The sequence below is a fragment of the Billgrantia sulfidoxydans genome, from assembly GCF_017868775.1.
Classification (GTDB): domain Bacteria; phylum Pseudomonadota; class Gammaproteobacteria; order Pseudomonadales; family Halomonadaceae; genus Halomonas; species Halomonas sulfidoxydans.
In genome coordinates this window covers 2,681,082-2,701,882 of sequence record NZ_CP053381.1, presented here as the reverse complement: position 1 = coordinate 2,701,882, position 20,801 = coordinate 2,681,082, and the positions used below count along the sequence as shown (strand labels likewise).

General features: G+C 63.7%; 23 protein-coding genes and 4 tRNA genes. 16 read left to right on the top strand and 11 right to left on the bottom strand.

Features of this window, described 5'->3' with window-relative positions; genetic code table 11:
* Window positions 1-295 precede the first annotated feature (295 nt).
* The 9 genes from HNO51_RS12485 to HNO51_RS12445 all read left to right on the top strand — a co-directional run bounded on the left by HNO51_RS12485 (window position 296) and on the right by HNO51_RS12445 (window position 6,228).
* Window positions 296-655, top strand: coding sequence for a hypothetical protein (locus tag HNO51_RS12485; RefSeq protein WP_209537578.1), 360 nt, complete (start codon window positions 296-298; stop codon window positions 653-655).
* Window positions 652-2,046, top strand: a complete 1,395-nt coding sequence (locus tag HNO51_RS12480; protein WP_209537577.1) for a hypothetical protein — start codon at window positions 652-654, stop codon at window positions 2,044-2,046. Before HNO51_RS12485 ends, HNO51_RS12480 begins: the two co-directional genes overlap by 4 nt.
* Window positions 2,047-2,070: 24 nt before the next feature.
* Window positions 2,071-3,594 (top strand): phage tail tape measure protein, encoded by a 1,524-nt coding sequence (locus tag HNO51_RS12475; protein WP_209537576.1) that lies wholly within the window; start codon window positions 2,071-2,073, stop codon window positions 3,592-3,594.
* Between the two features lie 26 nt (window positions 3,595-3,620).
* Entirely contained in the window at window positions 3,621-4,421 is an 801-nt protein-coding gene (locus tag HNO51_RS12470) for a hypothetical protein (protein ID WP_209537575.1), read from the top strand.
* Window positions 4,421-4,753: a hypothetical protein gene (locus HNO51_RS12465; protein WP_209537574.1), complete on the top strand. Its 333-nt coding sequence runs from the start codon at window positions 4,421-4,423 to the stop codon at window positions 4,751-4,753. The genes HNO51_RS12470 and HNO51_RS12465 overlap by 1 nt, the downstream gene beginning before the upstream one ends.
* The gene (locus HNO51_RS12460; protein WP_209537573.1) at window positions 4,750-4,914 is read left to right on the top strand and encodes a hypothetical protein; all 165 of its coding nucleotides are present in this window, start codon (window positions 4,750-4,752) and stop codon (window positions 4,912-4,914) included. The genes HNO51_RS12465 and HNO51_RS12460 overlap by 4 nt, the downstream gene beginning before the upstream one ends.
* A 112-nt stretch (window positions 4,915-5,026) precedes the next feature.
* Window positions 5,027-5,248 (top strand): hypothetical protein, encoded by a 222-nt coding sequence (locus tag HNO51_RS12455; RefSeq protein ID WP_209537572.1) that lies wholly within the window; start codon window positions 5,027-5,029, stop codon window positions 5,246-5,248.
* A gap of 505 nt (window positions 5,249-5,753) precedes the next feature.
* Complete coding sequence (locus tag HNO51_RS12450) at window positions 5,754-5,921, top strand: hypothetical protein (RefSeq protein ID WP_209537571.1); 168 nt, start codon at window positions 5,754-5,756, stop codon at window positions 5,919-5,921.
* 64 nt (window positions 5,922-5,985) lie between these two features.
* Window positions 5,986-6,228, top strand: a complete 243-nt coding sequence (locus HNO51_RS12445; protein ID WP_209537570.1) for a hypothetical protein — start codon at window positions 5,986-5,988, stop codon at window positions 6,226-6,228.
* A 77-nt stretch (window positions 6,229-6,305) separates the two neighbouring features.
* On the opposite strand, the gene HNO51_RS12440 is transcribed toward HNO51_RS12445, so the two are convergent.
* The 6 genes from HNO51_RS12440 to uvrY form a co-directional block, all read right to left on the bottom strand.
* A tRNA-Leu gene (locus tag HNO51_RS12440) sits at window positions 6,306-6,391 on the bottom strand.
* A gap of 161 nt (window positions 6,392-6,552) precedes the next feature.
* Window positions 6,553-6,626 (bottom strand) — tRNA-Cys (locus HNO51_RS12435).
* Window positions 6,627-6,659: 33 nt separating this feature from the next.
* A tRNA-Gly gene (locus HNO51_RS12430) sits at window positions 6,660-6,734 on the bottom strand.
* A gap of 71 nt (window positions 6,735-6,805) precedes the next feature.
* Window positions 6,806-7,354, bottom strand: a complete 549-nt coding sequence (gene pgsA, locus HNO51_RS12425) for a CDP-diacylglycerol--glycerol-3-phosphate 3-phosphatidyltransferase (protein WP_197447670.1) — start codon at window positions 7,352-7,354, stop codon at window positions 6,806-6,808.
* Window positions 7,355-7,422: 68 nt separating this feature from the next.
* A complete protein-coding gene (gene uvrC, locus HNO51_RS12420; RefSeq protein WP_209539233.1) occupies window positions 7,423-9,237 on the bottom strand; it encodes an excinuclease ABC subunit UvrC in 1,815 nt (604 codons plus the stop codon).
* 50 nt (window positions 9,238-9,287) lie between these two features.
* Window positions 9,288-9,935: a UvrY/SirA/GacA family response regulator transcription factor gene (gene uvrY, locus HNO51_RS12415; RefSeq protein WP_197451034.1), complete on the bottom strand. Its 648-nt coding sequence runs from the start codon at window positions 9,933-9,935 to the stop codon at window positions 9,288-9,290.
* A 260-nt stretch (window positions 9,936-10,195) separates the two neighbouring features.
* On the opposite strand from uvrY, the gene HNO51_RS12410 reads away from it, so the two are divergent.
* Window positions 10,196-10,271: transfer RNA gene (locus HNO51_RS12410), tRNA-Ala, on the top strand.
* Between the two features lie 70 nt (window positions 10,272-10,341).
* Here HNO51_RS12410 and HNO51_RS12405 read toward each other — a convergent pair.
* Complete coding sequence (locus tag HNO51_RS12405; protein WP_197447669.1) at window positions 10,342-10,581, bottom strand: hypothetical protein; 240 nt, start codon at window positions 10,579-10,581, stop codon at window positions 10,342-10,344.
* Between the two features lie 192 nt (window positions 10,582-10,773).
* Here HNO51_RS12405 and HNO51_RS12400 point away from each other — a divergent pair, with 192 nt between their 5' ends.
* Together HNO51_RS12400 and HNO51_RS12395 are read left to right on the top strand one after the other, a co-directional pair.
* The gene (locus tag HNO51_RS12400) at window positions 10,774-11,754 is read left to right on the top strand and encodes an SDR family oxidoreductase (RefSeq protein ID WP_209537569.1); all 981 of its coding nucleotides are present in this window, start codon (window positions 10,774-10,776) and stop codon (window positions 11,752-11,754) included.
* A 99-nt stretch (window positions 11,755-11,853) separates the two neighbouring features.
* On the top strand, window positions 11,854-13,263 hold the full coding sequence (locus HNO51_RS12395) for an amidase (protein WP_209537568.1): 1,410 nt from the start codon (window positions 11,854-11,856) through the stop codon (window positions 13,261-13,263).
* Between the two features lie 24 nt (window positions 13,264-13,287).
* On the opposite strand, the gene HNO51_RS12390 is transcribed toward HNO51_RS12395, so the two are convergent.
* Entirely contained in the window at window positions 13,288-15,033 is a 1,746-nt protein-coding gene (locus HNO51_RS12390; RefSeq protein WP_197447666.1) for a putative bifunctional diguanylate cyclase/phosphodiesterase, read from the bottom strand.
* 284 nt (window positions 15,034-15,317) lie between these two features.
* On the opposite strand from HNO51_RS12390, the gene HNO51_RS12385 reads away from it, so the two are divergent.
* Entirely contained in the window at window positions 15,318-17,315 is a 1,998-nt protein-coding gene (locus tag HNO51_RS12385) for a diguanylate cyclase (protein ID WP_209539232.1), read from the top strand.
* Between the two features lie 146 nt (window positions 17,316-17,461).
* On the opposite strand, the gene HNO51_RS12380 is transcribed toward HNO51_RS12385, so the two are convergent.
* From HNO51_RS12380 to flgA, 3 genes are all read right to left on the bottom strand, one after another.
* A complete protein-coding gene (locus HNO51_RS12380) occupies window positions 17,462-17,911 on the bottom strand; it encodes a flagella synthesis protein FlgN (protein WP_209537567.1) in 450 nt (149 codons plus the stop codon).
* Window positions 17,908-18,189, bottom strand: coding sequence for a flagellar biosynthesis anti-sigma factor FlgM (flgM, locus tag HNO51_RS12375; RefSeq protein WP_197447664.1), 282 nt, complete (start codon window positions 18,187-18,189; stop codon window positions 17,908-17,910). The genes HNO51_RS12380 and flgM overlap by 4 nt, the downstream gene beginning before the upstream one ends.
* A gap of 136 nt (window positions 18,190-18,325) precedes the next feature.
* Entirely contained in the window at window positions 18,326-19,015 is a 690-nt protein-coding gene (gene flgA / locus HNO51_RS12370; RefSeq protein ID WP_209537566.1) for a flagellar basal body P-ring formation chaperone FlgA, read from the bottom strand.
* Window positions 19,016-19,195: 180 nt separating this feature from the next.
* On the opposite strand from flgA, the gene flgB reads away from it, so the two are divergent.
* Genes flgB through HNO51_RS12355 form a run of 3 tightly spaced genes read left to right on the top strand, consistent with a single transcriptional unit; the run spans window position 19,196 to window position 20,749 of the window.
* A complete protein-coding gene (gene flgB / locus HNO51_RS12365) occupies window positions 19,196-19,609 on the top strand; it encodes a flagellar basal body rod protein FlgB (RefSeq protein ID WP_209537565.1) in 414 nt (137 codons plus the stop codon).
* A 34-nt stretch (window positions 19,610-19,643) separates the two neighbouring features.
* Complete coding sequence (gene flgC, locus HNO51_RS12360) at window positions 19,644-20,051, top strand: flagellar basal body rod protein FlgC (RefSeq protein WP_197447661.1); 408 nt, start codon at window positions 19,644-19,646, stop codon at window positions 20,049-20,051.
* Between the two features lie 5 nt (window positions 20,052-20,056).
* The gene (locus tag HNO51_RS12355; RefSeq protein WP_209537564.1) at window positions 20,057-20,749 is read left to right on the top strand and encodes a flagellar hook assembly protein FlgD; all 693 of its coding nucleotides are present in this window, start codon (window positions 20,057-20,059) and stop codon (window positions 20,747-20,749) included.
* The last annotated feature ends 52 nt before the right edge of the window (window positions 20,750-20,801 follow it).

Here is a 20,801-nt window from a genome sequence, read left to right as displayed (position 1 = left end):
CGTCCCGAACCCCGTCTAGGGGGTTTCGGACGGACGGACACAGCTTTTCGGACGTTTCGGACGGGAACCGGACAAGTTTCGGACAAGTTTCGGACAGGAAGGGGGTAGTTAACCTGATGGTGCAACAAAAGTTAACAATTTTAGGCCCTACCCCTAAGAACAGCGTATTTTGATAATGGAAGGGATATGTAGTCCCTAATAAAAGCTATTCAAGCTGCTGTTATATATGAATTATATTTTTTTTAGATAAAATAGGTATCAGATATGGATCAGATAGCCCCGGAATAGGCCGCATATGACCAAGCTACAAGCGCCACCTGATACGTATTCCCCCGGCTGGCTGTCCACCCTGGATGGCCGAACCGGCATTGCCCAGACCATGCGCAGCCGATACGCCGCTATGACTTCAGACCTTGGCGGAGCCGAGAGCCTGAGCTATGCCCAGCGTTCCCTAGTGGAGCGTGCCCTATGGCTTGAATACTGGCTACAGCAGCAGGAAGTGGAGTTGGCCGAGGGTAAAGAGTTCGACGTGTCCCGCTGGATTCAGGCCGCTAACGGTCTGCAAGGCATCCTCGCCAAGTTGGGATTGGAGCGTAAGGCCCGCGACGTGCCGAGCCTGGCTGACTATCTCGCCGCACGTGAGAGCCACGCATGAGCGTCACGATCCGCGATGCGATGATCGACCCGGCATTGTTCGGGGGCCAGTTCGGGGACGAATCCTTCCTTGGCTGGCGTGCATTGCTGGCTGGCTTCTATGGCTTGCCGCTGCAAGATGATGAGCTGGACGCATGGCAGCAGATAACCCGCCGCTCTGCCCCCACAAGCGCCGCTGAGGAGCTATGGCTGGTAGTAGGCCGACGTGGTGGTAAGAGCCAGGCAGCGGCCTTGCTGGCTGTGTTTGAAGCATGTTTCCGCGACTACCGCGACAAGCTGAGCCCAGGCGAGCGAGCTACCGTTATGGTCCTGGCTGCCGACCGCAAGCAGGCTCGTTCCGCGTTCCGCTACATCACTGGCTTGATTGAATCCAACCCCATGCTGGCCGCCTTGGTAGAGCGTCAGGATGCCGAGAGCATCGACCTGACCAACCGCTGCACTATCGAGGTTCACACCGCGTCTTTCCGTGCCGTTCGTGGCTACTCGACCCCGCTGGTCATTGCCGACGAGATAGCGTTCTGGCGTAGCGAGGACAGCGCGAACCCAGACAAGGAAATCATCAACGCCATTCGTCCCGCCATGGCCACGCTTGGGGGCCGCCTGGTGGCACTGTCCAGCCCATACGCCCGCCGTGGTGAGCTTTGGGAGACGTACCGCAGGGACTTCGGCAAGGAAAGCGAGATTCTGGTAGCCCAGGCGCCAAGCCGCGTCATGAATCCGACACTGCCCGCCCGCGTTGTGGAGCGTGCCCTGGAGCGTGACGAGGCCAGCGCCAAGGCCGAATACCTGGCTGAGTTCCGCAGCGACGTTGAAGCCTTCCTGACTCGCGAAGTGGTGGAAGCCTGCACCGAGCTTGGCCGCATCGAGCTACCGCCAATCACCGGCACCCGTTATACCGCCTTCACCGATCCAGCAGGCGGCAGCGGCAAAGACGCTTTCACCCTGGCCATCGGCCACCTGGAAGGCAGCGTCGCCGTGGTGGACGCCATACGCAGCCGTAAGCCGCCGTTCTCGCCCGAGGCAGTGGTAGCCGAGTTCTCTGACCTGCTGAAGCAATACCGTATCTCAAGCGTGACCGGCGACCGTTACGCAGGCGAGTTCCCCCGCGAGCTGTATCGCAACCAGGGCATCACCTACGAGATTGCCGACCGGCCTCGCTCCGACCTGTACCGCGACATGCTCCCGCTGATGAACAGCGGTCGAGTCTCGCTACCCGAGAATGCCCAGCTCCTGAAAGAGCTAGTCAGCCTTGAGCGCCGCACGGCACGCAGCGGCAAGGACACTATCGACCATGGCCCAGGCGGACATGACGACCTCGCTAACAGCGTGGCTGGCGTCGTGACAACGCTTGGACTGAAACGCCAGCTCCGCCCGTTCAAGGACTGGCTATGAACCTGACAGAGAGGTATCGACCCCATGGCTAACAACCATATCGACTCACTCATGGTCGAGCTGGGCCTCGACTCCGATGTCCAGTCCTTCCGCCAAGCTGAAACCATGTTCAATGGCGTGCGCTCGGCGGCGCTGCAGTTTGCTGCAGCGGTCGGCGGTGGGTTTGGCATGCAACAGCTCACAATGGGCTTTGCGCAGCACTACGACCAGCTGGGTCGATATACCAACCGCCTCGACGTTTCAGCCGAATATGCGAGCAACCTGGCTTATGTCCTAGACCAGGTGGGCGGCAACGCAATCGATGCCCAGGGCGCGCTCGAGACCATGACCGGCTGGCTGGATGACCTAAAGCAGGGCAAAGGCACAGATGTTCTGGTAGCGCTGCAAATGCACGGTATCGACTCGTCAGTCATCATGGGAGCCCAGGATGCTGCAGATGCTGTGGAGCGCCTATCCATGGCCACTGCTGGAATGGATACGCAGCGGCTACGCAGCATGCTGAGCTCACTCGGGATGGGCTCTCTGTTCAATTTATTCGATGCCGGCCCCGAGACTTTTCAGAGCCTGATGCAAGATGCGCAGCGCTTGCGGCCTGTCACGCAGAACATGATCCAGACGGCCCAGGACTTCAACAGCAGCCTGGGCAAGCTGTCGCATTCCATTGGCGGCGTATCTGATGAAATTAGCGAGCGCATACTTCCCGATTTGTCCGAAGCCCTAGACCGGTTCGCTGAGACCTTAGCCGATAACCGTGAACAATTTGGAGAAGGGTTCGAGGAGGCGCTGCCGTACATCAAGGCAACTGCAGCCGGTATCGGCGTACTTGTGGCTGCTGAGGCCGGCAGGAAGGGTCTTGGCATGATGGGTGGAGCCGTCGGGACTGGGACCACCCTGGTTGGTGCTGCCGGCATTGGCGGCCTTATGTCGATGTGGAATTGGACCGCTGAAGATGTGAATGAAGCCTTCGGTATCGACCTGCCTGATTGGCTATTCACACCGATCGAGGATCTTGTGCCGGACAATCTGCCGCGCCCTGAGCTGAGAGGTCCGAACACCGGCGCACTCAACCTGCCTCAACTTCGCCGGGAACGCCAGCCCAGCGCCGTAGAGCTTGAGCCCGAGTTTCAGCTACGCCAGCCCAGCGCCGTAGACGCGGCATGGTCCGACCTAATGCGCTCAGGAATCGACCGGGGTGCCGACACTTGGATACCTGACCTGCACCCCGAAACGCTCGACACCATCCAGCAGATGCAGCGAGGCGGAGTGCCTGGCGGCATTGGAGGAGATGAGCTGCAGCGCGGCCTCAACATGGATGCCCTGGACGCCATTCGAGAGCGTCAGGAGCGCGGCACCTTCACGCCCGAGGATCGGGAATACCTACGCCAGCAGATGCGCGAATCCTTCCCCGAGCGCTACCAGGGCAGTCAGACCAACCATTTCCACATCAACGGCGCCACCGACCCCGAGGCCGTAGCGGCTGCCGTGGATCGCCGCTTGAGCACTCATGCCACACAAGCCGCACGTGACTGGCAAGAACCCTACGCATAACCCACCGACCGACAGAGGACGCAACCATGACCAAGACAGCCCTGGCCGAACTGCATAGCTTGATCCACGAGCAGGACGCCGCCCAACGGCAGGCCGCCAAGATCGCCCAGCAAGCCCACCAGAAGGCGCTCGACAAGGCAGAAGAACTACATACCTCCCTGACGGCTGACACCGACACAGAGGCCAATAGGCCGCGCCTGAAAGCCATCATCGAGGCAGCCGCCAAGAAGGCCATCACTGCCGAGCGTGCCGCGCTGGTCTTTCAGCAATACGCCATCGCCCGAGCCGACCAAGGATTAACGCCCGCCCAGGCCAGAGACGGCGCTTTCCTAACTCGCAGCATTATCGGAGCAACGCGGGGCTACAGCCATGAACAACGCGCCAAGATGTACGCCGCGCTGGTGGTGGCCGCAGTCGAGCGAGCAGATACCGGCCTAATTGAGCTGCCGAAGGATTGGGCCTCACTGCTCCGCGTTCCTGACTTGCAGGCCATGGCCGAGACGCTGGACCCAGCAGCTATGGAGAAGTTGAGCAAGGAGATGCACGCCAAGGCCGAGGAGCTGAGCGAGGCTGACCGGCTGATGCAGGCGCTCCAACAGGCTGCCCCTAAGCTCTACACGACCCGCCTGGACGTGGGCTACTCCGCTGGCGTGTTCAATCACCGCGCCGGCATTGGCCTCAAGAACGGTACCAAGCTTGCCCCCGGCCACAACGAGCTGACGCCAGAGCAATTCGAGGCAGCAAGGAATGATGCGACGTTCAACGCCTACCTGAAAGACGGCGTGGTTGAGATCGTCCAGACACAAAAGCTGGTGGAGGAACTGTAATGCGCACCAACGATGCCCAGGCCGTTCGAGACGCGGCCTACCAAGACTTTGTTGCCCGACGCAGCGGTAAGGATTCGGCCAGCCCCGCGCCTAGTCGTGCAAGCCGTGTTGTGCGCAATGGTGAGTCTGTCGCACCCGCCATGGCAATCACGGACGCGGCCACGACCTACGCCCAGGACAGCCGAGACGCTATCTACCAAGCATTCATGAAGCGCCGGCACAGCGGCCAGGTAATGACCTCAGACCAAGGCCGCGTCGAAGGGGCCGAGCTGATGATGGACCAGGCCCAGCGCATCGACGCCTATGGACGCCCGATGGAGTGGAAATCATGAGCTACGGCAAAGAATCATCCTTGCAGGCCGCAGATATTGCCCGCCAGCAAGCGCGGCAAAAACGTCATGGCCACCAGGGACGCCAACACCCGAACGATAAGCGTCAGCCCAGCGAGGCCGTAAATCGGCACCTTGAGCTGATGAGAAAGCTACACGCCTAGTCCAGGGCGATGGGGATCAGTCGGCGAGTGCCCCGGTTGCGAAAAACCCCGACAGCCCGCGCACCTCATTTCGGGAGGTGGTGGCGGGCATTTTCATGCCGAGGAGATCCACATGGCCAAGCGCGACCCGTTCTCACACAAGATGCGCGATTCCAGCGCCTACCGTGCCGATCGCTTGCAGGTAGAGCACGAACGCCTGATGCGTCGCCTCAAGTGGGCCATGGCTCGCAATGATGAGGCTGTCATCGAGTGGCTAGAGAGCCGCCTGGATGCCTTAGAGCAGGACATGGACGCCGACCTGGGGCCGGGTAAGATGCGCGGCAGGTTCGGCTAGATACCCAGGGCTTCGGCGCTACCACTTTTCCCCCATTGGGGGTTATGGGTGGTTCGGGGTCTGTTCCGTTCAGTCCCCCGGTCAAATTGACCGACCGGCACGGGTAAGGAGGTGAGCCCAGTTCACACCCCTGGTATCCCAAGGCCAAATCGGTTTGGGTACCCCCTTGCCCATGCTGGTCGGTCAATTTGACCGGGGGGCTGAATCGGTAGCCAAGGCCGACGCAATTTGCGTACCCCTTGCTCAGGAAGGTGCGTCCAGGTTTGGACGCATCGCAACCCCCCCCCGCGTGGACGAGATATACCGAAAAGCCCGGCAATTTGATTCGCACGTCACTACAAAAATTTCGTAGTGACCTCTGATAAGTGCCCAGGCTGCGGGTCGTTTTACGAAACCTTCGTAATACCCACCAATGGGGGAAAGCAGTAGAGCTCAAAAGAGGTCTTGCTTGGCGTGATTGGTTCGGCTACCTTGTAACACAACCGAACACAGAGAAAGGCGCAGAATGGCACCACACGACCAGCATGTCACGATCCGGCTATCTGCAGATTTGTTGCAAAGGGTGGAGGAGTACCGCAAGAAGCTGGAGAAGGTGACGCGCCAGCCAGTGACGCGAGCAACAGCGGTGCGTGCGCTGATAGATGCGGGCCTGGAGCACGAACAGAAGAAATAAGCCCCGAGGTGCAGCAACACCCCAGGGCCATACACACCGGCAGCCACTAAAGGGAGACGCCGATATGCCACACAATGATACTAACCTGCCTATCGATGGGCACTACGACACCACGACTCTGGCGCGTGAGCGTCTACAAGGTGCGGAGGCGCATTTTCAGGCGATCTTAGCGCTTCTCGATTCGCCGCACGGCATGGAACATGCGAAGCGGGTAGCCGGCATTGCTGCTATGGAATGCTCACGAGCCGCCGAAGGCTTCGACGAGCAGGCGCGAACCCTCGAGGCGCAAGGAAAAGAGCTTTCATGACGCGGTAATGGCTGCATCCAAAGTAAAAGCCCTGGCGGATGCGGGGGCTTTTTCGTGTGCGCAGAGTAGTTCGGAGGTGGTGCCGAGGGCGGGACTTGAACCCGCACGGCCAAGGGCCGAGGCATTTTAAGTGCCTTGTGTCTACCGATTCCACCACCCCGGCGATGCTACATAAGCGCTACATAGAGATATTGTGGGAGGTGCAACTTTCTGATTTTATTGAATATTTCATGCTGACTAGCGAGATTTTAAGTCTCTTGCGTCTACCAATTTCGCCATCCGGGCGGCACGGTTTCGAGCAGACAACTGACGAGGGGTAAGGAATGGAGGCTGGAGTCGGAATCGAACCGGCGTACACGGAGTTGCAGTCCGCTGCATGACCACTCTGCCATCCAGCCTCGTTGAGTCGTTTGTCTCCCTCACGAAGAGACTGGAGCGGGAAAGGAGATTCGAACTCCCGACCCTCGCCTTGGCAAGGCGATGCTCTACCACTGAGCTATTCCCGCTCGACTCGAGTGCGAATTATACGGATAAGCTCGCTTGTGTCAATCACTTGTTGGCGTCGGGTGGCGTTCGATCACATCGAGCGGGACAGGTGGGGCCAGGCGGCGCGCAGGTACATCAGCATCGACCAGAGCGTTAGGATCGCGGCGACATGCAGGGTGACGACGCCCAGCAGGGAGAGCTGCGTGCTGGGGGCAAAGGCCAGCAGCAGCAGCAGGGCGATCATCTGCAGGGTCGTCTTGATCTTGCCCAGCCAGGAGACGGCCACGCTGCCGCGCTTGCCCATCTCGGCCATCCACTCGCGCAGTGCGGAGATCACGATCTCACGACCGATGATTACCAGTGCCGGCAGCGTCAGCCAGACACTGTCGAAGCGCTCGATGAGCAGGGCCAGGGCCACGGCCACCATCAGCTTGTCCGCCACCGGGTCGAGGAAGGCGCCGAAGGGGGTGGACTGGTTCCAGCGCCGCGCCAGGTAGCCGTCGAGCCAGTCGGTGACCGAGGCCAGCGCGAACAGGCCTGCCGCTACCGGCATGCTCCACGAATAAGGGAGGTAGACGAACACCACCAGCAGCGGGATGAAGGCGATTCTGGCCAGCGTCAGGATGTTGGGGATGTTCATGTGGCGAGGGGTCCTTGCCTTGGGTCAGGAGAGCCGAAATGGCCCCATTCTATCTGTAGCGGCCAGCATCATCCATGCAACGAGCGATGAATTGTCTCGGCCAGCGTGGCACTGATGCCGGGAACGCGGGCGAGCTCCTCGCGGCTGGCCTGCTTGACGCCCTGCAGCCCGCCGAAGAAGCGCAGCAGCTCCCGGCGGCGTTTGGGGCCGATGCCGTCGATGTCTTCGAGGGCAGAGCTGCGCCGGGCCTTGTCGCGCCGGTTGCGGTGCCCGGTGATGGCAAAACGGTGGGCCTCGTCGCGCACGTGCTGGATCAGGTGCAGCGCCGGCGAGGCCGTCGGCAGGTCGAGGGTGCGGTCGACCGTCTCGAGGAACAGCGTCTCGAGGCCGGCCTTGCGCGTGGTGCCCTTGGCCACGCCCAGCAGGCGAATGCTGGTGAGCCCCAGTTCGCTCAGCACCTCACGGGCCAGGTTGAGCTGACCCTTGCCGCCATCCAGCAGCAGGATGTCCGGCGTCACCCCTTCGCCTTCGGCGAGGCGGCGGAAGCGCCGATCCAGAGCCTGACGCATGGCGGCATAGTCGTCACCGGCCGTGACGCCCTCGATGTTGAAGCGCCGATAATCCGATTTTCGCGGGCCGTTGCGGTCGAACACCACACACGAGGCCACGGTTGCCTCGCCATGGCTGTGGCTGATGTCGAAGCACTCGAGCCTCTCGACGGCCTCCTCGAGCCCCAGGGTCTGCTGCAGGGAGTCGAAGCGGCGCTCGAGTTCGCTCTGGCTGGCCAAGCGGCTGGCCAACTGCTGCTCGGCATTGGTGCGCGCCAGTTCGAGCCACTGGCCGCGGTGGCCGCGCACCTTGTGGGTCACCCGTACGCGGCGCTCGGCGCGGCTGCTCAGGGCGCTTTCCAGGATGTCTCCGTCGGGGAGCGGCAGGCTGCTGATCACCTCGCGGGGGATTTCGCGCCCCTGGCCCAGGTAGTATTGGCTGACGAATTCTCCCAGCAGCTCGGCGGCTTCCAGGCCCAGGCCATTGTCAGGCGAGTGGTGGCGCGCCCCGAGGAGTCGCCCCTGGCGTACCGCCAGCACCGAAATGCACAGTGCTCCTTCGCGTTCGGCCAGGGCGAAGGCGTCGGCATCCCCCCCTTCGGTGTCGACGAACTGACGGTGCTGGAGCTGGCGCAGGTGCTGGATCTGGTCGCGCAGGCGGGCGGCATCCTCGAAGGCCAGCTCGCGACTGGCGGTCTCCATGGCCTCGGTCAGTTCCTGGGTCACCTGTTCGCTGCGCCCTTCGAGGCACATGATGGCGTGTTCCAGGTCGCGCCGGTAGTCGGCTTCGCTGATCAGGCCGACGCAGGGCGCGCTGCAGCGCTGGATCTGGTATTGCAAGCAGGGGCGCGTGCGGTGAGCGAAGACGCTGTCCTCGCAGTTGCGTATGCGGAAGATCTTCTGCATCAGCGAGAGGCTCTCGCGCACCGCGCCGCTGCTCGGAAAGGGGCCGAGGTAGCGCCCGTCAGCATGGCGCCGACGTGCACGCTTGTACTCGAGGGCGGGGAAGGGGTGACGATCGCTGGCGAACACGAAGGGGTACGACTTGTCGTCGCGCAGCAGGATGTTGTAGGGCGGACGCAGTTCCTTGATCAGGGTCTGCTCGAGCAGCAGGGCCTCGATCTCGCTGCGCGTCACCGTGACCTGTACGTCGGCGATGCGCGATACCATGGCCTGGGTCTTGGCGTTGAGCGCGCCGCGAAAGTAGCTGGCCAGGCGGGCCTTCAGACGCTTGGCCTTGCCGACATAGAGGGTATCGCCGTGCTCGTCCAGCATCCGGTAGATGCCGGGGGCTTGTGTGAGGTTGGCAAGGAACTGCCTCGAATCGAAGGTCATGGCGCTCGGGCTGTCTGGCATGGGAGCCACAGGTTACCAGAAGGGCCCAGTCAGTTGGCGGTGTCGAAGCCTTCGATCAGGCCATGCTTCAGTCCCAGGTGGGTGAGTTCCACGTCGGTCTCGACGCCGAGCTTCTCGAAGATCCGGTAGCGATAGGTGTTGACGGTCTTGGGGCTGAGGAACAGCCGGTCGGAGATCTCCGAGACCCGCTGGCAATTGACGATCATCATGGCCACCTGCAGCTCGCGCTGCGAGAGCTTGTCGAAGGGGTTCTCCTCCGAATCGAAGCGGGAGAGCACCAGGCGCTGGGCGATGTCCGGACTGATGTAGCGATGCCCGGCGAAGACGCTGCGGATGGCGTCGACCATGTCCGGTACCTGGGTATCCTTGCTGATGAAGCCGCCGGCGCCGGCGTCGAGCATGCGCTGGGCGAAATTGTCTTCCATGAAGCCGGTCAGCGCCAGGATGCGTACGTCGGTGTTGTTGCGCATGATCTTGCGGGTCGCTTCAAGGCCGCCGATGCCTGGCATGCGCAGGTCCATCAGGATCACGTCGGGCTCGAGTTGGCGGCACAGGGTGATGGCTTCCTCGCCGCTGGCGGCTTCGCCTACCACGTCTATGTCCTCTTCGTTCTCAAGCAAGCGAGCAAGACTGGTGCGAACCAGATGATGATCGTCGACAATGAGCACCTTGATCAAGACTGACATTCCTCGTCATTAGGGAGAGCTCGCGGCGACGAACCGGGAGTCGCGGCGGGAGCTTGGGCTCGGTTGGGCTCTCGATCGCCGAGTCTTCGGCATCCAGAGGCAAGCTTGCCATACTCGTGAGGCAAGGGAAATTGAACGAGCATCACGATTCCCGCTTTCTCTCAACGCAAGGACGACATGGCGCGAGCCTATTGACGAGCTCTGTCGCGGTAGGTAAGATACGCCTCGTTCTCGAGAGGTCGGGAACGCGTGGGGCCTTAGCTCAGCTGGGAGAGCGCAACACTGGCAGTGTTGAGGTCAGCGGTTCGATCCCGCTAGGCTCCACCAACAAGCTTTTACGAATCAGCCGCTTGGCGCATCGCGCCAGGCGGCTTTTTCGTGTGCCTGCCGCAGCGTCCTATCTATCCGCGCACCACTGGGTATACGTACCCTGCTCGTCGGGGTGGCCGAGGCGCCACTTGGGCGCGACATCGAGCATCTCCTCCCGGTACCACTGTTCGACCTGCTCACAGTAGCGCTGCTGGTCCGGCGTCAGCTCATCCGGGCTCACCCGTTCTGCCTGGTTCCGGGCGTTGTGTAGATAAATGCCGGCGCCGATGCCGGCCACGCAGGCGGCAGCGACCCATACCTTGTTCATTTTCATTTCCTTGTCGTCGTTTGTATCTATTAACCAAGGTTAGCCGCTTGAAACGCAAGGATACAAAATGGCCGGCATGCGCTGGGCCATTCCTGGCCTGCTCGGCTACGTTATGGGCACGGCAACGCGTGTCGGGTGCGCCGCGCCGTCGATACCGGCCCGCAGCGTCGCCAACAGGGAGGAGGAGTCGAGATGCGTACCCATGACTTGCACGACACGGTCGTCGTGCTCACCGGTGCTTCGAGCGGCATTGGCCGAGCCGCTGCTCACGAGTTCGCGCGTCGCGGTGCTGCGCTGTTTCTCGTCGCCCGCGACCGCCAGGCCCTGCACGGTGTGGCCGAGGCGTGCCATCGCCTGGGCGGCCAGGCGAGAATCGTCGTCGCCGACGTCAGTCGGCCTGACGACATGTCGCGAGTCGCCAGGGAGGCCTACGCGACCGCAGGCCGTATCGACGTCTGGGTCAACAACGCCGGGGTCGGCGCGCTGGGAGCCTTCGAGCAGGTGCCTCGCGAGGCGCATGAGCAGGTGATCCAGACCGACCTGTTGGGCAGCCTGCGCGGTGCCCATGCCGTGCTGCCGTACTTCAAGCGGCAGGGGTACGGTACGCTGATCGACAACGTCTCGCTGGGAGGGTGGGCGCCGCAGCCGTACGCCGCTTCGTACAGCGCGGCGAAGTTCGGCTTGCGTGCCTTTGGCGAGAGCCTGCGCGGTGAGCTGCGGCGCTGGCCGAACATCCATGTTTGCCAGGTATTTCCCGCGGTGATGGACACGCCGGGCTTCCGGGATGGGGCGAACCATACGGGCCGGCTCGTTGCGCCTGTGCCGCCGGTCTACGACCCACGGCGTACCGCGAGAGCCATCGTCGGGCTCGCCATGCGCCCGCGGCACAGTGTCTACGTCGGTCTGCCCGCCGTGCTGGCGCCGGTGGCCCAATGGCTGCCTGGCTACAGCCGAATCAATGCCGGCCTGGTCGAAGCCGCGCTGCGTCGGGCGCGGCCTGTGGCCGAGTCGTCGGGAAACCTGTTCGCACCGCCTCGGGGGGAGCGACGCATCGACGGTCGCTTTCGTTCGCCACGCCTGCGCCGGGCGGTGCTGGTATCGGCGGCCGCCGCCGCGGTAGCAGGCGCATGGCTGCTGAGCAGGCAGCGGGAGGCTCGACCGGTCCGCCGCTAGCCGCTGGGGCCATACCGCGTGGGGTACGCGCCATTTGCCCAAGATGGCAGGTCTTTCCCACAATCATAGGAGGGTCTCACTGGAAAAACGGAGGTTCTTGTGAGCGACACCGATCTCGGCACCATGGATGCGGGGCAGCTTCGCCAGCACTTTGCAAGCGGCACGGCTTCTCCCTTGGAGGCAACGAATGCCGCACTCGAGCGTATCGACCGCTTCAACAGCGCCGTCAACGCCTACGTGGTGGTCGACAGGGAGGGGGCGCAGGCGGCTGCCGAAGCCTCGGCCCGGCGCTGGCGTCAAGGGCGCCCGCTCAGTGATATCGATGGCATTCCCGTCTCGCTGAAGGATCTGACCGAGTCTCTTGGCCTGCCGGCGCGCAAGGGGTCGTTGACGGAGTCGGCTGCGCCCTGCGAGCGGGATTCCCCGCCGGCACGCATGTTGCGCGAGGCCGGCGCGGTGATTCTGGGCAAGACCAATACGCCCGAGTTCGGCTGGAAGGCCATCACCGACAACCGCATCTTCGGCGCGACGGCCAATCCGTGGCACACCGGGCTGACACCGGGCGGCTCGTCGGGCGGCGCGGCGGTGGCGGCGGCGCTCAACATGGGGGTGCTGCACCAGGGGGGCGATTCCGGTGGCTCGATCCGCATCCCCGCGTCATTCTGCGGTGTGTTCGGCTTCAAGCCCACCTTCGGCTGGGTGCCGGAGTGGCCGCGTTCCAAGGAGGCCTCGCTCTCGCACCTGGGCCCTCTGACACGCACCGTGTCCGATGCGGCCCGGATGCTGAACGTGATAGGACGCTACGACTATCGCGACCCTTACGCGCTGCGCGGACAGCCCCAGGACTGGGGGGAGGAGCTCGGCCAAGGGCTCGAGGGCATGCGCATCGCCTACTCGCCTACGCTGGGCTACGCCCGGGTGGAGGCCGAGGTGGCCGAGTGCGTGCGCAAGGCAGCCCATCGGCTCGAGGAACTCGGCGCCGTGGTGGAGGAGGTGGACCCGGGCTTCGAGTCGCCCATCCGAATCTTCAATACGCTGTGGTTCACCGCTTCGCTGGCGGTGTATCGCGAGCACGGCGAGCGGCAGCGTCGGCTGCTCGACCCCGGCCTGGTGGCCGACGCCAAGCGGGCCGAACGGCTGAGTGCGCTGGACATGTTCTATGCGCTCAAGGAACGGGCGCGCCTGACCGAGAGGCTCGAACACTTCAATCAGCGTTATCACCTGGTCATGACACCTTCGGTAGCGGTGCGCCCCTTTCCCCTCCATCATGACGTACCACCGGATGCCGGCATGCGAGACTGGGAGGAGTGGGCGCCGTTTTCCTACCCCTTCAATCTCAGCCAGCAGCCCGCCGCATCCGTACCTTGCGGCTTCACGCCGTGTGGCCTGCCGGTAGGATTCCAGTTGGCGGGAGGCAAGCATGACGATGCCCGGGTGCTGCGGGTCAGCGAGGCCTATCTCGCCGCCTTTCCGCCCAGCTTCCCCGAGCGGCTCGACCTGGCGCGCTAGCGGCGCCTTTCGGCTCGAGCCCCGTCACTCCTCGACCGGCCCATGTGCCTCGAGCCATGGCGACAGCGCTGCCGCCGCCATGGCCGGGCTGTACAGGTTGCCCTGCACGAGGCGTGCGGAAACGCCTTCCACGGCTGTCGCCAGGCTTTCGTCGTCGATACCGACGATCACTGGCTCTATGTCGAGAGCGTTCAGCATGCGGCACGACGCTTCCACCAGGCGCCGTCCGTCATGATGCATGCCGACCAGCCGGGCATCGACGGTGGCTTTCTGGAAGGGCAGACGGGCGAGCCAGGGGAGGTCGACGGAATCCCTGCCGAAGCCCTCCACCGCAAGGCGGATGCCGAGCCGCTCGAGCCGCTTCAGCAAGTGGATGGCTCGGTCCAGGTCGCTGCCGAGCCCGTGGGCGGGCACCTTCAGCGTCAGCCACTCGAAGGAGTTCATCTCCTGGTGTCGCAGGAAGAGATCCAGCGGTCGATGATCGAAGGTGTCCTGCGCCAGGTGCGATTCGCAGAGCTGGAGAGAGACGGGAAGACGCCCGAGGTCAGACCCGCTGTCGTGCCACTGACGATGGTCGGCGACCGCCGTCTGGATCATCCAGCGGTTGAGCCGTACGCCTAGCCCCAGGCGGGCGAGTGTGTCCAGGTAGTGCCCCGGGGGGTGCTGCCAGCGCGTGGGACGCTTCCAGCGCAGCACGGCTTCCAGGCCGGTGCAGTGCAGGCTGCGCCGATCGAGCTCCGGCTGGTAGTGCAGCTCGAAGTGTTGGTTCGGCATGTGGATGGCTTCGCTGAGCAGCGTCTCGAGCCGGTGCTTCTCCTTGAGTTGCGCCGTCAGCCGATGGTCGACGAAGGCCAGTCGCCCCGGCCCTTTCTTGCGGGCCGTGAACATGGCTCCGCGAGCCGCCGTGAGCAGCGTTTCGACGTCCTGCGCATCGGTGGGGTAGAGGGCGATGCCGATCGACGCCGTCATCAGCAGGTAACGATCGCCGGAGGTGAATGGCGGCTCCAGCGCCTCCTGCAGGCGCTCTGCGACCAGCTGTGCCGATTCGGGAGTGCCGTCCTTTTCCAGCAGCACCACGAACTGGTCGCTGCCGAGCCTCGCCAGGGTATCCCTACTGCGCACTTCGCGCTGCAGGCGCTGGGCCAGCTCGCCCAGCATGCGATCGCCCTCGGTATGGCCTAGCGAGTCGTTGATGGCCTTGAACCGATCGATATCGATGAACAGCAGCGCCAGGGTGGTGTCGGCGCGTTCGGCCTGGGCCAGGGCGTGGCCCAGGCGATCACGCAGCAGCAGCCAGTTGGGCAGGCCGGTGATGGGGTCGATATGTATCCAGTGGCGATCGTCGAGCCATTCGCCATTGGCGCTGGTGAGCTGGACGAAGGTGTGCAGGAAATGGCGCGGCTGCTGGTGTGCGTCGAGAATGGCGTCGACCGTCATCAGGACCGGCAGCGATTCCCCGTCGGCTCGGCGACAGAGCACCTCCTGCTGCCAGGAGTGTGTCACGTTCGGAGGGGTCTCAGCGGTAACCGGCAGATGCGAAGGTATGCGCCGGGAAAGGTAAAAGTGCTCGATCGGCCAGCCGCGCGTTTCAGCGCTGTCGACGCCGGCGATGCGACAGAAGGCGTCATTGACCAGCAAAATGTTGCCATCGCCATCGGTGATGACCAGGCCGGTCTGGCTCTGCTCGAAGGCGTGTTGCACCAGCCGAGCCGGATGCTGGGCAAGGACGTGCAGCTGCTTGCCCGGGGGGCGGTTACCTTTTTCGGTCATCGGAACGGCTTCGGTAAAGTGAAATTCGGTTCGATCTAGGTTCTATATCGTCCTGTCTCGCCAGGACTTGAGCGAGGCAGCCTCCTTGCGTTGAGGAGCGCGTTCGTCATGTTGGGTAACATGCTTTGATGCGTCTACAGGGCTCAAGTTCGCTTAGGGCGTGCCGATAACAAGGTTAGCTTCTCCTGCCTCCGTGCGGGGCTGCCAGGAACAGGCGGCACACTCTGTCAAGCCGAAGCCGACAGGCCCTATTTCCCTCCATCCAGGAGATTTCATTGCACGTGATGGCATCTATCGCGTCCCTGGCCCGCTCGATCTGCTCGCTGCAGGGGCGCCTCCTTGCCGGACTGGCCATGACCTGGCTGGTCATCGTCGGCATCGTTCTGGTATTGGCCTGGCAGTTCGGCAAGGGGCTCGTCGATGAGGCCAACCTGTCGCATCTGCGCTATGAATCGCGGCTGATTGCCGACGACCTGACTCGGCAGGTCGAGCGCCGGCTGGGTGCGCTCAAGCGGCTCGAGCGTAGCCTGCGCGAAGTCGAGGCCGACGAGCTTTCGTCCCGGTTGGCGAACAGCCAAGTGCTAATGGAGTGGTTCGAAGGGCTGATGGTCACCGATGCCGAAGGCCGCGTGGTCGCCGATTGGCCCATCGTACCAGGTCGTGTGGGACTGGAAACCGCCGACACCGAATATTTCCGCATGGTCCGGCACTCGCCGTGGCCCTACGTCAGCCGCCCCTTCACCGGCAGGGCAAGCGGGGAGTCGCTGGTGCTCATGCTGGTGCCGCGCTTTGATGAGCAAGGGCATTTCGCCGGTGTCGTCGGGGGCATGATCAACCTCGCCCGAGGGGGGCTGTTTCGCCGCCTGGAGACGATTCGCCTGGGCGAGGATGGCTACGTGTCGGTATTCGCCGTCAGCGGAGAACGGCTCTTTCATCCGCGTCGGCAGCCATCGCTGGCCCGCGAGGAGGATCTCGCCGATGCGCCGGCGCGACAGCTGGCGCTGGATGGCTGGCAGGGCGAGACGGTTGCCCGGGACAGCGGGGGGACGCCGACCCTCATGTCGTATCGTCAGATCTGGCCGGCCGGCTGGGTCGTCAAGGTGGCGGTGCCTCAGGCCCAGGTTCGGCAACCTCTGGGTGACTTCCTGGGGCGGCTCTGGTGGGCCTGGCTGGTGCTGGCGGTCGTCATGCTGGTCACCATGCGTCTGCTGGTGAGGCGGCTGCTGCGTCCCCTGCATCGGCTCGAGCGGCAGATCGCCCAGGTCGGGGCGGGAGAGAGGCGCTATCTGGAACTCTCCACCAATATGCATGAGTTGCGTCAGGTGGCCAGCAGCTTCAACCGGCTCGAGCATGAGCGGCTGGCGGCGCTCGAGCACCTGCGCGATCGGCAGGCGTTCCTCGACGCCGTTCTCGGTTCGACGCCCATCGGCATGTTCGTGGCGGATCTGAACGGCCGCCTCAACTACCTGAATCCGGCACTGCTCGAACTCCTCGGATTGGAAGCTTCTCATGGATTCAAAGATTGGTGGGAGCGCATTCACCCGGCCGACAAGCAGGGAGCCGAGGACATGTGGCGTCATACCCTGGCGACCGGTAGCGACTTCGTGCGTCAGCTTCGCTTCCTCCACCCCAACGGGGCCACGCTGTGGGTCGAGGTGCATGCCAGCCAGGTGCTGGGCAATGAGCAGGCGCTGGGCTTCGTGGGCATGGTCAAGGACATCACCGAGCGTCGGCAGCAGGAGGCGCTGCAGCGCTGGGAGGCCGAACACGACCCCCTGACCGGCCTGCTCAATCGGCGTGGCTTCGAGCGGCGTCTCGAGGAGGCGCTGGCGGAGTATGCCAAGACGGGCACTCCCTCGGTGCTGATCCTGTTCGATCTCGATCACTTCAAGCCGATCAATGACGAGGGCGGACACGCCCTGGGTGACGAGATGCTGCGCCGGGTTGCCCAGGTAGTGGCCTGGGAGGTTCGCCGCAGCGATCACGTCGCCCGCCAGGGCGGGGACGAATTTGCCGTCCTGTTGCCCAGCTGTACGCTCAAGCAGGCAGGGGAGATCGCGGAGTCCTTACGCCGCGCCGTGTCCGAAGTCACCGTAACCAACGAGGCCAAGACGTACAGCATCACTCTCAGCATGGGGGTAACGGCGCTGCAGGAGGGGGATGAAGCCGCCGAGACCGTGCTCGCGCGTGCCGACGAGGCGAGCTACAAGGCCAAGGCGGAGGGGCGTAATACCGTGGTGATCACGACCTGCGACGACGATTTGATCAACAGCCTGTGGTAGCGGCACGGGCACGTCCGCAGCGGTGGGGCGTGTAGCGCAGAGGGCCGTCAGAGTCAGGCGTCGTGGCAGGAGGTGTCAGGCGTCGTGGCAGGAGGTCTTGTGACGACTGTCGAGTCGAGGGGAGGAAGCGGCTGGCGAATCCGTGCCTAGACCGAGGCGTTGATGCGTCCCGATTGGGCGGCAACGCGCCCGCTGGCGCGATAGACGGTCTTCTCGGCGGCTTGGTGGATGAACGCCAGCAGGCGGGTGTTCTGCTCCATGCGCAGCTCCACCAGCTTGCCGTTGAGTGCATTGAGGCGCTGGGCCTCGCGGGTCAGCTCCAGGGTATGGAGCCAGGCGTGCTCACAGCCGGCGTCGGCTGCTGCCTGTCGCGCACCTTGCGCTCCGCTGGCATAGCCCAGGCGCTGCTGCACGCCCTGGCGCAGCGTCTCGCTGGTTTCCAGCTTGGTCAGCAGCGCCTGCTTGCGCCCGGCGATCTCGCCGAGCAGATGGCCATCGATGTGCGCACCGGCCAGCACGGTGCGCTCGTGCCGGAGCAGGTCGATCACGCCATTCAGGCGCTGCTGCTGCTCTTGAAGAAGCTTCGCCAGGCTCATTCCCCGCGGCGCTCCGCTGCCAGGGATTCGATCAGGGCATCGGCAATGCGCTCGGCACGGACTTCCAGTCGCCCCTCGCGAATGGCTTCGCGAATCTCCTCGACCCGCGCCATGTCGACGTCGCGCGAGGTGTCGGCGGCCTTCTGGCTGAGGTGGGTGGCGGCCGACGGACCGGGTTCCTGCTGCTTGGCCGAGGTGGCGCCCTTGACCGGCTGCGTCTCCTCGCGCGGCGTCGTCTGCGTCGGGCGAGTCAGGGGGTTCTGGCTGTTGATCTTCACGATATTGGCCTCATGACCGGATGCTTTCAGCTGTTATCGGCGGCGCGCGGATTAACTTTAGGCCCGATCTTCGATGCAGGTTTTCGAGGCGGCGTTGCTCCTGCCTCGTCCGGTATGGCTCGCCAGCGTGGCAATATCAGAAGTCTACGACAAGGGTGCCCTCGCCGACCACCTCGGCGGTCACGACTTCACGGCTGTCGAAGCGAACCCTGACCCGGTCGCCCATGGCTCCCGGCTCCAGTGCCTGACCCTCGCGGGTGATGCGAAACGCCGCGCCCCTGGCCTCGACCACGACGCGCTGGTTTCTCTCCACCAGCGGCAGGCTGCGGAACTGATGAGCCTGCAGGGGCTGCTCCGGGCTGAGCGGGCGGGTCGCCACCTGGCCGACGATCTCGTCAATATCGAGCAAGGTTCGGTTCGGCAGCTCGGCGAGGTTGCCTGACTGCATGGCCAAGTGTTCGCGACGGACGGTCTCGCCTGCCGCCAGCGGAGCGGTGAGAACCGGATACTCCCCCAGCGCGCCGATGTCGGCCTGCAGGTAGCGCACCTGCCGGCCGTCACTGCCACAGCGTACGCCTACGGAAACGCGCCCGAGGGGAACGTCGCCCGGACGGGCAAGAAAGGGCTCGGGGGATTCGCAGGCCGGCAGCCTCGCTGATGGCAGACGCAGCTCGATGATCAGTTCGTCGCCTAGGGTGCTTGCCTGCTCGTGCAGGAACGCATGCACGGCTTGCAGCAGTTCGGTGTCGTCAGCCGTGGCCGCCGCAGGCAGCGGCAGGAGGGCCAGCGTCAGCGGCAGCAGCAGGGCGAGGCGGATCAGACGCATCGGGCAAGGTCGTCCAGCAGGGGTGATGGCCAGATTCTAGCGACAGGCGACGGACTGAAACAGCGGAAATGAACGAGGAAAACCGGCCTGTTCCTGCCATTGACATGACAACGGCATCGCTATTCTTCAACCTCAAGAAGTTCCGCATGTCATCCACTGGGTTTGCACGGGAGTGCCGGCATGATCGACCAGCTCGAGGCCGCCTTTAATTACCACCAGCAGGCGCTGGGCCTGCGCCAGCAGCGCCACCAGGTGCTGGCGAGCAATATCGCCAACGCCGATACGCCCAACTACAAGGCGCGCGACATCGACTTCGCCAGCGAGCTGAAGAGGGCGGTCGAGCACGGGCGGTCGTCAGGCGGCGGGTTATCGCTGGCGCGCACTTCCGAGCGGCACCTGGCGGGGCAGGCCATGGCGATGCCCCGGCATGAGCTGCTCTATCGCATTCCGGACCAGCCGAGCCTGGATGGCAATACCGTGGACATGGACCGCGAGCGTACCCAGTTCGCCGACAATGCGGTGCGCTACCAGGCGGCGCTGACCTTCATGAACAGCCGCATCCAGGGGCTGAAGAACGCCATGCAGCCGGAATGACAGGCCGGAACTGACAGAGGAGTGAGATATTACCATGTCGATGTTTTCCGTGTTCGATATCGCCGGCTCGGCCATGAGCGCCCAGTCGCAGCGCATGAACGTCACCGCCAGCAACCTGGCCAACGCCGACAGCGTGGCCGGGCCGGACGGCGAGGCCTACCGTGCCAAGCAGGTCATGTTCGAGTCACGTCTGCAGGGCGGGCGGGGCATCGGTGGCGTCGGGGTGCGTGACATCGTCGAGGACCCCGCGCCGCTGCGCCTGGAATACCGCCCCGAGCACCCGCTGGCCAATGAGGAGGGCTACGTGTCGATGCCCAACGTCGAGCCGGTGCACGAAATGGTCAACATGATCTCAGCGTCGCGCTCCTATCAGGCCAACGTCGAGGTCATGAACACCAGCAAGCAGATGATGCTCAAGACACTCACGCTGGGCGAGGGCTGATCGCCATGTCGAACACCATTGATGCCAATGTCGTCACGCGCATGAACCAGGGCGGCCCGGCCGCCCGCGATGCCAGCCAGTCTGCCGACCTGCGCAACAATTTCATGACCCTGCTGATTGCCCAGATGCAGCACCAGGATCCGCTCAAGCCGATGGACAACCACGAGATGACCAGTCAGCTGGCGCAGATCAACACCGTCAGCGGCATCGAGGATCTCAACGAGACGCTCTCGGGCATCACCGACCAGATGAACGCCGGCCAGACCCTGCAGGCCACCGGCCTGATCGGCAAGGGCGTGCTGGTGCCGGGCGATCGCGTGCTGCTCGAGCATGGCGAAGAGGGCGAGCCGCATACCACGCCGTTCGGCATCGAGCTGCCCCAGTCGGCCGATAACGTCCGTGTCGTGATCACCAATGCCAGCGGCCAGGTGATCAATCGCTACGACATCGGCTCGGCCAAGGAGGGAGTGGAGTCGTTCACCTGGGATGGCCGTACCAGCGAGGGCGAGGTGGCGGCTCCGGGCTCCTATCGCGTTCGTATCGAGGCCACCAGCGGCGACATGACGGTAGACGGCACCACGCTCAACTATGCCGTGGTCGGTGGGGTGACGCCTCCCGACAAGAACGGTGGCGTGAAGCTGGACCTGGGCGCCGTCTATGGCCAGGTCGGCCTCGACCAGGTCAAGCAGATTCTTTGACCCACATTCACTGAATACGAGAACCGCGCATAGCGGCATTTTTCGCCGGTAG